We start from the raw sequence: 13,777 nt of genomic DNA, 5'->3' as shown, positions 1-13,777 counted from the left end.
TAAGAATGTGGATTGCCACGACACTCACGTGGTCTCGCTAATAGACGTCTTGCAATTTTTAAATGCTATATGTAAGGTGAATTATTAGTTAATGTAAACAAATTATAATTATATATGAGCAAATTTGTACGAGCAGATGGTAGGGTTATATATACTCAGACCAGTCTAACTAAACAACAAAAAGAAGCTATTGGATTACTCTCAATTGGCACGTTCTTAGAGTATTTTGACCTGATGCTTTATGTTCATATGGCTGTACTTCTTAATGAGCTTTTTTTTCCGAAATATGATCCTCACACTACTTCTCTTCTTTCTGCCATCGCTTTTTGTTCTACATTTGTTGCTCGACCAGTTGGAGCCTTGTTATTTGGCTGGATAGGCGATAATATAGGCCGTAAATCCACTGTTATCATAACAACTTCTACGATGGCTATTTCTTGCATTGTTATGGCTAATTTACCCACTTATGCACAAATTGGCGTCACTGCTGCTTGGTTAGTTACTATATGTCGTATCATTCAGGGCATATCTTCTATGGGGGAAGTAATAGGAGCAGAACTCTATGTTACTGAAATAACGAAACCTCCTGTGCAATATCCAGCTGTTTCGTTAATTGGAATTTCCAGTAGCTTAGGCGGAATGTTTGCTTTAGCTATTGCCTATTTGGTTACTAGAAATGGCTTTAATTGGCGTATTGCTTTTTGGGTTGGGGCTGGAATTGCCTTAGTGGGTGTTGTAGCTAGGACGAATCTTAGGGAAACCCCAGAATTTGTCGATGCTAAACGTTATTTAAAAAGAATTTTAGATAATGTTTCAAATAAGGTGAGCATAGATAAAAAACATGTGGAAAGTCATCCAATTTATAATGAAAAATCTAACCCAAAAACATTGTTGACTTTGTTTATGATGAATTGTACACGACCATTTTGCTTTTACTTTACTTATATTTATTGTGGTAATATCCTTAAAAATTCCTTTGGTTATAGTGCTGAGCAAATTATTCATCAAAATTTTACCGTCTCTATAATACAATTATTAGGTATATGCTTGCTGGCATATTTAAGCTATATTATTTATCCTTTAAAAATCCTTAAAGTAATAACATATATGTTTCATTTTCATATTGTTTCTCCCATATTTATTGAATAATATTAGAAATCCTTTTGACTTATTTTTAATCCAATCATTTACTATGTTCTTTGTTATTGCCCCTGTCGCAGCAATTACTTATAAGCATTTTCCTATCTTTAAACGCTTTACCTCCGTTAGTTTTATATTTGCTTTATCACGTGCCTTAATGTATGTTATTACTTCTTTTGGGGCTGTTTATTTGGTAGAATATTTAGGTAATTGGGGATTATTAATAATATTACTTCCAACAACTATAGGGTTTATAGTTGGTCTATATCATTTTGAAAAATTGGAGAAAGAAGCTGGGAATTATCCACAAAAGTCTGATATAGATTATGTTGGACGCACTGTGGTATAGATAAATTTTGATAACATAATGCAACTAAATTTTGTGGTATTGCTGGTATTTTTAAATGCATAGCAACAATTATAAACTCTTCCATAGTTTCCTTGATGATTTTTTTCATTTTCTCTAGCGATTTAGCTCCTAGAGTCTGTAAGTTATGCTTTCTATCAAATAATTTAATCAATGCTACATCATATTTTTTTTGTCTATATAACGATTCCATAATTTCCGCCGAGCTAATCTTCCCGTGAGGCTTGTTCCTGCTTAAGTCTTCTACTTGACTAGCAACCTGCTCTCCAAAAATATAGGCAATCATTTTTTCGGTAAGTGTAGTGTCTTCGATGGTGTCGTGTAATATGCTGGTAACAATAATGTCAGTGCGGAAAAGATAATCAGAGATCATATACGCCACCTCTATTGGGTGAGAGTAATAAGGCTCGCCTGACTGCCTCATTTGGCTGCCATGATATTTCTTGGCATAATAAATAGCCTTTATAACCTCATCAATATCTATTGGTCTATTTACTTCCTCATTCATCTTACGTAATTTGTCCAGTAACCTAGTAGCATATTGACAAGGTGCATACTTTGAGTTGTCCCAATAATTACTATCTTCCATAAAAAACCATAATATTTTAAATCACTATACAAGTTAAACTAAAAATTAGAATATTACTAGGAGTTTATTGTATTTTTTTGAAAAAGATAAATATTTATACCAATTTCCAAAATTACTAATAAAAATTTTTATATTGACCTGCCTATAGATAATTATATAATCCACGCTTTCAATAAGTATAAAATTATAATGAATAAATTACCGAAAATATTATCTACGATTTATATATATTCATTATTTTTTGCCAATGCTCAGGCAGAAGAGATTAATGCTGATCAGAGATTTTTTTATATTGGGACGGAAGCTGGAATAGTAGAGCCGGTGGTGAAAAAATTTCGCCATAATTCCGGCACTGGTTTTACTTTAAAAAGGTCTAAGATGTATAGTGGTAAGATTGGTTATAGCTTCTATCCGCAAATGGCAATTGAGCTTTCGGTAACACACCAACCAAAATACCGACTACATTATGTTTTACCACAAAAAGAACTAGCTCCCTCTCTAATTATACCACAAACTCCAGGGATCACTAAGGTAATTTCCAATATATATATGATTAATTTAGTATATGATCTCGATAAAGTGCAGGAAATAACTCCTTTTGTTATATTAGGTGCTGGGGTGGCACGGGTAAAAGTTAGCTCTGCTTCTTCTCATTGGGATTTAATGAATGTAGAGTATTTTAGAATTAAAACAACTCGTAGTAATTGTTTTGCTTGGCAAGTGGGTCTTGGATTTTCTAAGGAGTTATCTAGCAATTTTAGCATTGATGCAGCAGTAAAATTACAAGCTGCTCATTCAATAAAGATTAACTATGCTACTTTGGATATGAAAACCCAGCAATTTATACCAGCCACTCCTATTAAAAAAACCATAGGGGTTGGAGAATTTGGTATAGGATTTACTTATAAGTTACCAATTTAATGCAAGAAGACTATTAGTGTATTGAATTTTTTAGTGTATACTAGTAAAAATTTAAAGAATTGACAACAAAATACGGTGTTATCCGTGTTTTGTTTTACGTTATGGAGAATATATGACCACTAATTTAGAACTCACCTTCAGCACCTCATAATACATACGATGAAGTGCCTTACGAAAGTTATCCGTACGCCTTAACCAATCCATATCACCTACGGACGCTTGCTGTTTTATTTGGGATGAAACCAACAGCAATTGAAACTGCACGAGTTCTAGAGCTAGGATGTGCTGCAGGCGGGAATTTAATACCTCATGCTGTTAATTATCCTAAAGCACATTTTGTTGGAGTTGATCTATCTAAAGTGCAAATAGATGAGGCTAATAAACATAAAGAAGGATTAGCTCTTAAAAATATAGAATTCCGACATTGTTCTATTACAGATATTGATGAATCATTTGGTAAATTTGATTACATAATTACTCATGGAGTAATCTCTTGGGTACCAAAATTTGTTCAGGATAAGATTTTTGAAGTAAGTAGTAAAAATTTATCAGAGAATGGAATCGCGTATATTAGTTATAATACACTACCTGGTTGGAATATGGTTCGTACCATAAGAGATATGATGCTTTATCACTCAAATACATTTAATAACATTCAAGATAAAATTGCTCAATCTAGATTGTTACTTGAATTTGTTAAGGATAGCTTAGAAACTTCCGACTCTCCTTATGCTCAAGTGTTAAAATCTGAAGCCAGTTTGCTTGCCAAACAAAATGATCATTATTTGCGTCATGACCATCTAGAAGAAGATAATGTACAATATTATTTTCATGAATTTATGGATGAGGCTAAAAAAAATAATCTACAATATCTGTCTGATTGTAGTATAGCTAGCATGTATTTAGGAAATATGCCGGCAAAAGTGGTGGAGAAATTACAAGCAATAAATGATATTGTTAGAACCGAACAATATATGGATTTCATTACCAATCGTCGATTTAGATCAACCTTACTTTGCCATAATAGTGTTAAATTAAATAGATCTATCAATAATGAGGATATTAATAAATTTAATATGACATTTAATATAGTACCAGAAAAGCCTCTTGTTGATATAGATCTTAATTCACTTGAAACAGAGAAGTTTTTTTATAATGGTAATAAGGATAGTAGTTTATCAACATCTTCTCCTTATATGAAAGCAATACTCTATACTTTCTCTGAGAATATCAATAACCCAATGAGTTTTGATAAAATTGCCGTGAGTAGCAATAAAAAATTACATGGAACAAAATTGAATGAAATAAAGGCTGAGTTCTTAGCTAATGCCATGAAATTAGTATTGCAAGGATATATTAATATAACGTTACAGGTAACTCGAAAAGAAGTAGATATTAATAAACCTAAAACATCAAAGCTTATTGCATATCAGGTAGCTCATACACCCAATATGTGGGTGACAAACCAAAGACATGAGGTGGTAGCTATTAACCTTTTTGAAAAATTTGCTCTGCAATATATGGACGGTAAGCATGATAATAAGCAAATAATTGAATCTGTCATGCAGCATGTTAATTCTGGTGAGATGACATTAAGCCGTGACGGTAAAAAAATAGAGAATATTGATGAAGTCAGTAAAGAATTAGAAACATTCTTGCAACCTACACTAACTAGATTCGTGACTAATGCTCTGCTGATTTAAAGATAAGATATACTCTAAAACAGAAAATCAAGAATTGCGTCGTACCCCAATTTGGGATAAGAATTAGTTAATTCTTATCCTGAATGGGCTTTAATATTAGTAAATACACCTTCTCTACACGTCTATTAGCGAGAAGACCGTAAGGTCACGAAGCAATTGTAAGTTAAAAGTATGATATAATAGATATTGAAGTCAATGTAAATAATGATTTATACTGACTTATAAGGGGGTATTACAGCGATAGTCATTAATAATACTAAATGACTATCGCTGTGCAGGCGTGAGCGACCGTGAAGCAATTGGTTTTAAGATCGTATAGATCCTGGTACTCTAGCCCAAATCCCCGAGACGTTTGAATAGTTGATTGGGATGCCTTTGCACGCCCGCTTACAATCGTAAACATTAAAAGTCTTCGAGGTATTATGCTATTATATAATAATTTTATCGGTCTTGATATAGGAAAATTCAATTTTGTTGTTGCTATTCATGGAAAAAAAGAAACTAAAGAATATAATAACAACTCTAATGGAATAGCTGATTTTATCAAGGATTACAAAAAAGAGATTAGTTCTGCATTGTGTGTTTTAGAAACTACTGGTGGATATGAAATGGAACTATTACTAACGCTTTGCAATCAGGGTTTTGCTGTACATAGAGCCAATACTCGTAAAGTTAAAAACTTTATTAGGTCTTTTGGTAATGCAGCTAAAACTGACAGTCTTGACGCTAAAGCTTTGGCACTTTATGGTTTTGAACGATCAGAAAGATTAGAGCTATTTAAAGTACAATCTAAGCAAGCTTTAAACTTGTATGAATTAGTAGGACGTAGGAACGATCTTAAACAAATGTTGATTGCAGAAAAAAATAGGTTTCAGTCCCCGAGAGCTGATTTAATCAAGTCTAGTTGCGTTAAAATGATCGAAGTACTAGAAGAACAAATTGCATCTATTACTAAAGAAATAGATGACTTAATAGCAAAAGATAAACTCTTGCAGGCTAAGAAAGAGACTCTGCAAACTATTAGTGGTATAGGCACAGTAGTATCTAATGAGCTTATAGCTTTGTTACCTGAACTTGGTACATTAGACTTCTTTCGAAACTCTACTTCTGCTGGTGATTTGTACGTCGATGCGGTACTCGAATCCTCACGTACATTAGAGTACGCTGCGGTTCTGCGTTCCGCGTCTCCTTCAAATCCCTCAGCATAAGCGAGTTTCGAAAGAAGTCTATTGAACCACAAACAAATAGCATCATTAGTAGGTGTTGCACCAATATCTAATGATAGCGGTAGATATAGCAGATTACAGGACATAGTCGAAATTTTGTTAGACCTATGTTGTTTGTAGCTGCTATGGCTGCTAGAAATTCTAACTCTGAACTGAAGGTATTTTATGAAAAATTGATCAATAGAGGAAAAAAGAAAATGGTGGCGATGGTAGCATTAATGCGTAAAATCATTGTGATTGCAAATGCTAAGTTACGTGATTTAACTAGCTCTGCACAAGCAATAAAAATTTAAACCAAATTTATTTAAATTTTTATTGCGAACATAGTTGATCTAATGAATGTGGATTGCCACTACACTCACGTGGTCTCGCTAATAGACGTCTTGTACTTTTCTACAATAGACTTCTTTCGAAACTCTACTTCTGCTGGTGATTTGTACGTCGATGCGGTACTCGAATCCTCACGTACATTAGAGTACGCTGCGGTTCTGCGTTCCGCGTCTCCTTCAAATCCCTCAGCATAAGCGAGTTTCGAAAGAAGTCTAATTTTTAAATGCTATACGTAAGGTGAATGGTTAATTATCATTTTCTTGCATTTTTTTATGATATAAAGCACCAAAATCAATCGGGTCAATCATCAATGGTTGGAAACCACCATCCTGAGTGACATCAGCAATAATTTTTCTAGCAAATGGGAAAATCATTGCTGGACAATGAATTGCTAGTATTATTTGGTGTTGATCTTCCTCTATATTAATTAAATTAAAAACCCCTGCATATTTTAAGTCCACTATAAATAGTCTATGCTTTTCACTCATTGCTTTAGCTTCTATACTTAATTCTACCTCATAAAAATTCTCTTCAGGTAAATTAGAAATATTGAGGTCTAGGAATAAGTCAATTTGTGGATTACGTTCCAAAGATACTAAAGATCTCGGAGCGTCTGGATTTTCAAAAGACAAATCCTTTATGTATTGTGCATTAACAGCGATATGAGGCATTTCTTTTTGGTTAGTATCTTTCATAATAATATAGTCCTTTTTTACATTTTAAATTTTAAGTTATTGGAAGGGTAACACCTTTTTGTTTCATATATTTCCCATAACGATCGGCATAAGATATATTACAAGTTTGATCACCTTTTAAAAACAAAAATTGACATGCTCCTTCATTAGCATAAATTCTTGCTGGCAGTGGGGTAGTATTGGAAAACTCTAATGTTACATGCCCTTCCCATTCCGGTTCTAACGGCGTTACGTTAACAATTATACCACATCTTGCATAGGTTGATTTGCCAACACAAATAACTAGCACATCTCTTGGAATTTTAAAATACTCAATTGTTCTTGCTAAGGCAAAACTGTTTGGTGGAATAACACAAACATCAACCTCTCTGTCTACTAAACTATATTCATCAAAATTTTTTGGATCAACTATTGCCGAATTAATATTAGTAAATATTTTAAATTCCTTCGAGACTCTTGCATCATAACCGTATGAAGACAAACCATAAGAAATAATTCTCTCTGAATTATTCAATCTAACCTGCGTATCAGTAAAAGGTGCAATCATATCGTGTTCTATACACATTTTTCTTATCCAATTATCAGACATAATGGTCATATATAATTACACATACTATGTTTAAATTACCGAATATAAATGATATAGTTAAAAATTAAAAGTACTAAAACTTTAATTAGCAGGGCAGCCTCATTAAAATATTTATATATTCTTCTGCTTTAAATAATTAGTTTCGCAAAACTGTAGGAGATTCGCGTATATACTCAAATGATTTGAAGAATTGAATTTGAAAATGAATGGTGAGCATGCGAATCCATGACATTTTCAAAAAAACAATTCGTAGGAGCAGAAGAGTATACTCGGATGATCTAAAGAATGGGAACAACAAACAAGGAAGGAAGGCTTTACCAGCGTAGGATGACATCTAGACTATTACCGATACTAGAGTTAACGATAGCTGGCATATAAGGCAAATATCCATTACATTATAAGAACGACTAACTACTTTGTTTTTACTTCTACTTGAACAACTTTCTGAAGCCCATTATCGAAATATAAGAATAAATCAAAGTTATCACCAACTTTTAGTATAGTTTTTAGATCCAAGAGCATAATATGCATACCACCCGGTTGTAAAATAGCACTACTTTTAGCTGGGATGACTAGCTTATCGAGTTTTACCATTTTACTAACCCCTTTTTCATCAACAAAACTTTTATGTAATTCAACCTTGTTAGCTATATCTGAAGAAACATTTACCAAATTGTAATCGAGGTCAGAGTCATTAAAAATCTCAAAATATATTGCAGAATTATTATTTTTGCTAGCAGTGGCAGAAGGTCTTGCCCAAGCATTTAGTATTGTAACAGGTGCAGTTAATGCAGTAGGAGCTGATGCTTCTAATGATGCTGCTGGATTGTTATTACTTGGTGTGGTAGTTGCAAAACATATTGATAGACTAAAATATAAAGTAACAGCAATGAAGGTTACTATGTTATTAAGTAGCATATTATTACCATAAATTAAATTAATTACACAATCGATTCACTTAATTATATAACATATTATACATACACTAAGTATATTTTGCAAAAAAATAATATATTTATAGTGTATAATGCTAACTTTGGCTTACTTTAACAAATCTTTGTTTAAAAGAATCCCAATGATAGTGAACATTTACTGTTTTAATTTCTGTAACTGTAATATCTCCATTAGGTAACTGGGCAACATCAAAGCCTTTTTGTATAGATTCGGTAATTAGAGTCGCTGATTGACAAATATACCTAACATTAAAAAAGGGATTATTATCAGTATCTAATGAGCTTGTAGTGTTCTTAGTTGGGGTATTCAAAATAGGTACGTTTTTTTCTTTCATTCTAAACAACTTCAGATATTCTGTACGTTTTTATAACAGTTTAGTAATAAGGTGGCAAGAGTTTGTTGTTAGATTAGTTTAGGTTATTTAGTCTAATTAGTTTTTTTTGTAATGAGGTGTGTGCTGTGTTAGAAGGTTTTGATTTTTCAAAGTCTGCAATAAGGTTATTTTTCTATTTTTTAAAGAAAAGAAGAATTAAACTAACTATTTTAGGGTTGTTATGCATAATACGGGGAATGATACCAGCTATTGATAGTGTGTTGCTACAAAGAATTATAAATTTGATTGAGTCTTTTTCTAATGAAACAGTTAAAGACCTACCTTCCTCCATGTTGTTTTGGGCAATAATATATGCATTTTGGTGGGTATGTGTAAATACTATGTGGCGAATTTATGATTATATTTATCTAAAAACCATGCCATATATCAAAGCTCAGATATTAGACGAAATGTATAATTACACTCAGTATCATAATCATAGATTTTTTCAAGAAAACCTTACTGGTCATATTACCAATCGTATTACTGAAGGGGCTAGATCTTTTGAAATGGTTTTGTCTTCATTTGGAGAGAAAATTCTATACAAACTAGCTATAATTGTTTTTGCTCTTGGAACAATGTACTGGGTACATCAAATATTTGCTACTATATTCCTTATACATATTTGTGTTTTTGTAGGGACTAGCGTTATCTGTTCAAGTACAATAAACAAATATTCAGTAAATTATGCACGAAGCAAATCAATAGTTGCTGGCAGTATTGTTGATGCAATTGCAAATATTGGTGCAATACGGATGTTTACTTCTCATAAATTTGAACGTCAGAATCTAGAAGTAAGGATAGATGATGCTGTAGTTAATGAACAAATTATGCAACTCTTTATGTTTAAGCTACGTATTGTACTAGGCATAGCTTGTTCTATAATGATTTTTATAATGGTTTATTATCTAGCTCAACTTCGTAGTCAAATGCAAATAACTATAGGAGATTGCGTGTTGATACTTACTTTATCTATAACGGTTAGTAGTGAAATTTGGGATCTAACGCAGGAAGTAGGAGATATGTTCGAAGAGTTTGGTTCTTTTAATCAAAGTGTATCATTAATGAAACCTCATATTATAGAAGATATTGAGAATGCCCATCTTCTAAAGGTTACAAAAGGTGAGATAATATTTAAAAATGTTAGTTTTAAATATTATCATAATAATAATTTATTTGAGAATAAATCCGTTACAATTTTGAGTCAACAAAGGGTCGGATTAGTAGGGTTTTCTGGTTCAGGAAAAACAACTTTTATTAATCTTATTACACGGTTGCACGATATAGACCAAGGAGAAATTCTAATTGATGGGCAAAATATTAGATATGTAACTCAAGACTCTTTACGAGAAAATATTAGTATAATACCGCAAGAACCAATCCTATTTCATAGGACAGTCATGGATAATATTAGATATGGAAAAAAAGATGCTAGCTTAGAAGAGATAATAGAGGCAGCAAAACTAGCTCATATACATGAATTTATTGAGAGCCTAACAGAAGGATACCAAAGCTTATGTGGTGAAAGGGGTAATAACTTGTCAGGTGGTCAGAGGCAGAGAATAATAATAGCACGGGCAATATTAAAGAATGCTCCAATATTAATTCTTGATGAAGCAACAAGTAGTCTAGATAGTAAGACTGAGGAGTTGATACAAGATTCTCTATATTACTTAATGCAAAATAAAACTGTATTAGTTATAGCTCATAGATTATCAACTTTGTTGAATATGGATAGAATTTTGGTTTTTAATGAAGGTAGCATAGTTGAAGATGGACAACATGAGGAATTACTAAAAAACAGTAAATTGTACAAAAAACTATGGAAATCACAAGTAAAAGGCTTAATAATTTAAAGAAATTGCTGATTATTTCACCTTACGTATAGCATTTAAAAATTGTAGAAAAGTACAAGACGTCTATTAGCGAGACCACGTGAGTGTAGTAGCAATCCACATTCATTAGATCAACTATGTTCGCAATAAAAATTTAAATAAATTTGGTTTAAATTTTTATTGCTTGTGCAGAGCTAGTTAAATCACGTAACTTAGCGTTTGCAATCACAATGATTTTACGCATTAATGCTACCATCGCCACCATTTTCTTTTTTCCTCTATTGATCAATTTTTCATAAAATACCTTCAGTTCAGAGTTAGAATTTCTAGCAGCCATAGCAGCTACAAACAACATAGGTCTAACAAAATTTCGACCATGTCCTGTAATCCGCTATATCTACCGCTATCATTAGATATTTAATGATGCTATTTGTTTGTGGTTCAATAGACTTCTTTCGAAACTCGCTTATGCTGAGGGATTTGAAGGAGACGCGGAACGCAGAACCGCAGCGTACTCTAATGTACGTGAGGATTCGAGTACCGCATCGACGTACAAATCACCAGCAGAAGTAGAGTTTCGAAAGAAGTCTAATGTACCAAGTTCAGGTAACAAAGCTATAAGCTCATTAGATACTACTGTGCCTATACCACTAATAGTTTGCAGAGTCTCTTTCTTAGCTTGCAAGAGCTTATCTTTTGCTATTAAGTCATCTATTTCTTTAGTAATAGATGCAATTTGCTCTTCTAGTACTTCGATCATTTTAACACAACTAGACTTGATTAAATCAGCTCTCGGGGACTGAAACCTATTTTTTTCTGCAATCAACATTTGTTTAAGATCGTTCCTACGTCCTACTAATTCATACAAGTTTAAAGCTTGCTTAGATTGTACTTTAAATAGCTCTAATCTTTCTGATCGTTCAAAACCATAAAGTGCTAGAGCTTTAGCGTCAAGACTGTCAGTTTTAGCTGCATTACCAAAAGACCTAATAAAGTTTTTAACTTTACGAGTATTGGCTCTACGTACAGCAAAACCCTGATTGCAAAGCGTTAGTAATAGTTCCATTTCATATCCACCAGTAGTTTCTAAAACACACAATGCAGAACTAATCTCTTTTTTGTAATCCTTGATAAAATCAGCTATTCCATTAGAGTTGTTATTATATTCTTTAGTTTCTTTTTTTCCATGAATAGCAACAACAAAATTGAATTTTCCTATATCAAGACCGATAAAATTATTGTATAATAGCATAATACCTCGAAGGCTTTTAATGTTTACGATTGTAAGCGGGCGTGCAAAGGCATCCCAATCAACTATTCAAACGTCTCGGGGATTTGGGCTAGAGTACCAGGATCTATACGATCTTAAAACCAATTGCTTCACGGTCGCTCACGCCTGCACAGCGATAGTCATTTATATTATTAATGACTATCGCTGTAATACCCCCTTATAAGTCAGTATAAATCATTATTTACATTGACTTCAATATCTATTATATCATACTTTTAACTTACAATTGCTTCGTCGTCGCAAAGCAGCTCTTCGCTAATAGGTGCTAGGCTGTTTTTCCTATGACTTTTAAATTGCCATGGGGGTTATGTGTAAGGTAAGTTAACCATAAAATTATCGAAACAATCAGATGCAGAGCCGTCTCAAATCTGATTGTTTCGATAATTTCACCGAATTTGGGATAAGAATTGACAGATTCTTATCCCAAATTCGCGTTACTTGGATATTATTTTGATAAAATTACTTGCTCTTATAGAGATAAAATGAGAACATAGATGTGTAATAAAGAATAATAAATTAATAATTATAGAAAAGTTAATGGGAGAAATATCATGAGGGTACTGTTAGTAGAAGATAATAGTGATATAGCTAGTTCTATTGAATTAACGTTAGCTTCAGAAGGAATTATTTGTGAGGTGGTGGAGTTTGGTACAGAAGGAATAGAAATAGCTAAAATTTATAATTATGATTTAATTATTTTAGACCTGATGCTGCCAGATATTAGTGGGTTTGAAGTCCTACTGAGATTACGTTCTGCTAAAGTAAAAACACCTATACTGATTTTATCAGGTATTACTACAGTTGATCAAAAAATTAAAGGACTTACGTGTGGGGCAGATGATTATATCACAAAACCATTTAACCGCGAAGAGTTAATTGCCCGTATTTATGCAATTGTTCGTCGTTCTAAAGGACATTCTGAGTCAGTGGTTAGGTTTGACAAGGTAAGTATTCATCTTGATACTAGAATTGTAGAAGTTGATGGAACAAGGGTTCATTTAACGAATAAGGAATATGCTATTTTAGAATTATTAGTCTTACGTAGGGGAACAGTACTGAATAAGGAGATGTTCTTAGACCATCTTTATAGTAGTGTTGATGAGCCGGAGATTAAAATTATAGACGTATTTGTATGCAAATTACGTAAGAAATTAGCTGATGCTGCTGGTGGTACAAACTACATTGATACAGTATGGGGACGTGGTTATATGTTGAAAGAATATGATGAACAAGAAACACTATTGAATCATTTTCAGGGAGAAGTTATTGAACCATCAGAATCAGAGATGGAAGATAACAAAGAGTCGTGATATAAAAGGATCATGATTTTGATATTCGTCTATCAACTCTCCATTTACGGGCAGTATAACAGAAGCTTAATTTAATAAGATAGAGCATTATGATACCTAGCAAGATAGAATTAACTGGTAAAGTCTATATTAAATATGTTGATCCTATACCAGCCCCAAATGTTGGGGATGTTAAGCTTTTATTAAATGATGATGCATTGAGTCTTAACAAAGGAGATTATGATAACTTAAAGTCAAGTGGTTATATTAAAGCAAAAATTTTTGATGGACTTGTTTGGCAAAATATTAATATAAGTGAGTTATGTCTTGAAAAAGAACATAAATTTACTAAAAAACAAAAATCTATTGACTCAGTCTTACTGTGCCGAAGTATAATTGAAAGACATCGGGGAGTCACGTTGCACCGAACTTATAGAGGACATTTTACTACTCAAGAATAGACTTCATAAACAGG

General features: G+C 32.7%; 12 protein-coding genes and 3 pseudogenes. 8 read left to right on the top strand and 7 right to left on the bottom strand.

From position 1 onward, the window contains the following. Nucleotides 1-114 precede the first annotated feature (114 nt). A pseudogene (locus tag ACFEL1_RS02645) lies at nucleotides 115-1,489 on the top strand (MFS transporter). On the opposite strand, the gene ACFEL1_RS02640 reads toward ACFEL1_RS02645, so the two are convergent. Beyond that, complete coding sequence (locus ACFEL1_RS02640) at nucleotides 1,392-2,096, bottom strand: HD domain-containing protein (protein ID WP_342278387.1); 705 nt, start codon at nucleotides 2,094-2,096, stop codon at nucleotides 1,392-1,394. The pseudogene ACFEL1_RS02645 and the gene ACFEL1_RS02640 sit on opposite strands and share 98 nt — an antisense overlap. A 189-nt stretch (nucleotides 2,097-2,285) precedes the next feature. Between ACFEL1_RS02640 and ACFEL1_RS02635 the strand changes: the two genes are divergently transcribed. The 4 genes and pseudogenes from ACFEL1_RS02635 to ACFEL1_RS02615 all read left to right on the top strand — a co-directional run bounded on the left by ACFEL1_RS02635 (nucleotide 2,286) and on the right by ACFEL1_RS02615 (nucleotide 6,239). Beyond that, nucleotides 2,286-3,017, top strand: coding sequence for an outer membrane protein (locus ACFEL1_RS02635; protein ID WP_375331374.1), 732 nt, complete (start codon nucleotides 2,286-2,288; stop codon nucleotides 3,015-3,017). Nucleotides 3,018-3,160: 143 nt separating this feature from the next. After that, nucleotides 3,161-4,720: pseudogene (locus ACFEL1_RS02630) on the top strand (methyltransferase regulatory domain-containing protein); the annotation flags it as partial. Between the two features lie 422 nt (nucleotides 4,721-5,142). Then, nucleotides 5,143-5,928, top strand: a complete 786-nt coding sequence (locus tag ACFEL1_RS08365; RefSeq protein ID WP_410521328.1) for an IS110 family transposase — start codon at nucleotides 5,143-5,145, stop codon at nucleotides 5,926-5,928. Between the two features lie 125 nt (nucleotides 5,929-6,053). Next, on the top strand, nucleotides 6,054-6,239 hold the full coding sequence (locus ACFEL1_RS02615; RefSeq protein ID WP_375331373.1) for a hypothetical protein: 186 nt from the start codon (nucleotides 6,054-6,056) through the stop codon (nucleotides 6,237-6,239). A gap of 282 nt (nucleotides 6,240-6,521) precedes the next feature. Here the strand turns inward: ACFEL1_RS02615 and secB are convergent, their stop codons facing one another. From secB to ACFEL1_RS02590, 4 genes are all read right to left on the bottom strand, one after another. Beyond that, on the bottom strand, nucleotides 6,522-6,971 hold the full coding sequence (secB, locus tag ACFEL1_RS02605; RefSeq protein ID WP_341747230.1) for a protein-export chaperone SecB: 450 nt from the start codon (nucleotides 6,969-6,971) through the stop codon (nucleotides 6,522-6,524). A gap of 31 nt (nucleotides 6,972-7,002) precedes the next feature. Beyond that, entirely contained in the window at nucleotides 7,003-7,569 is a 567-nt protein-coding gene (dcd, locus tag ACFEL1_RS02600) for a dCTP deaminase (protein WP_341761370.1), read from the bottom strand. Between the two features lie 402 nt (nucleotides 7,570-7,971). Beyond that, a complete protein-coding gene (locus tag ACFEL1_RS02595) occupies nucleotides 7,972-8,478 on the bottom strand; it encodes a copper chaperone PCu(A)C (RefSeq protein ID WP_375331372.1) in 507 nt (168 codons plus the stop codon). A gap of 112 nt (nucleotides 8,479-8,590) precedes the next feature. Further along, on the bottom strand, nucleotides 8,591-8,848 hold the full coding sequence (locus ACFEL1_RS02590; protein WP_341761368.1) for a DUF2671 domain-containing protein: 258 nt from the start codon (nucleotides 8,846-8,848) through the stop codon (nucleotides 8,591-8,593). 125 nt (nucleotides 8,849-8,973) lie between these two features. Between ACFEL1_RS02590 and ACFEL1_RS02585 the strand changes: the two genes are divergently transcribed. After that, nucleotides 8,974-10,743, top strand: a complete 1,770-nt coding sequence (locus ACFEL1_RS02585; protein ID WP_375331371.1) for an ABC transporter ATP-binding protein — start codon at nucleotides 8,974-8,976, stop codon at nucleotides 10,741-10,743. Nucleotides 10,744-10,891: 148 nt separating this feature from the next. Here the strand turns inward: ACFEL1_RS02585 and ACFEL1_RS02580 are convergent. Further along, nucleotides 10,892-11,113, bottom strand: a pseudogene (locus tag ACFEL1_RS02580) (hypothetical protein); the annotation flags it as partial. Between the two features lie 75 nt (nucleotides 11,114-11,188). Continuing rightward, entirely contained in the window at nucleotides 11,189-11,974 is a 786-nt protein-coding gene (locus ACFEL1_RS08360) for an IS110 family transposase (RefSeq protein ID WP_410521690.1), read from the bottom strand. Nucleotides 11,975-12,564: 590 nt separating this feature from the next. Between ACFEL1_RS08360 and ctrA the strand changes: the two genes are divergently transcribed. Together ctrA and ACFEL1_RS02560 are read left to right on the top strand one after the other, a co-directional pair. After that, nucleotides 12,565-13,323 (top strand): response regulator transcription factor CtrA, encoded by a 759-nt coding sequence (gene ctrA / locus ACFEL1_RS02565; RefSeq protein ID WP_375331370.1) that lies wholly within the window; start codon nucleotides 12,565-12,567, stop codon nucleotides 13,321-13,323. 89 nt (nucleotides 13,324-13,412) lie between these two features. Further along, entirely contained in the window at nucleotides 13,413-13,763 is a 351-nt protein-coding gene (locus ACFEL1_RS02560) for a hypothetical protein (RefSeq protein WP_342278395.1), read from the top strand. The last annotated feature ends 14 nt before the right edge of the window (nucleotides 13,764-13,777 follow it).

The organism is Candidatus Tisiphia endosymbiont of Oplodontha viridula (assembly GCF_964264865.1).
GTDB lineage: Bacteria > Pseudomonadota > Alphaproteobacteria > Rickettsiales > Rickettsiaceae > Tisiphia.
This window is presented reverse-complemented; position numbering and strand designations above follow the sequence as displayed.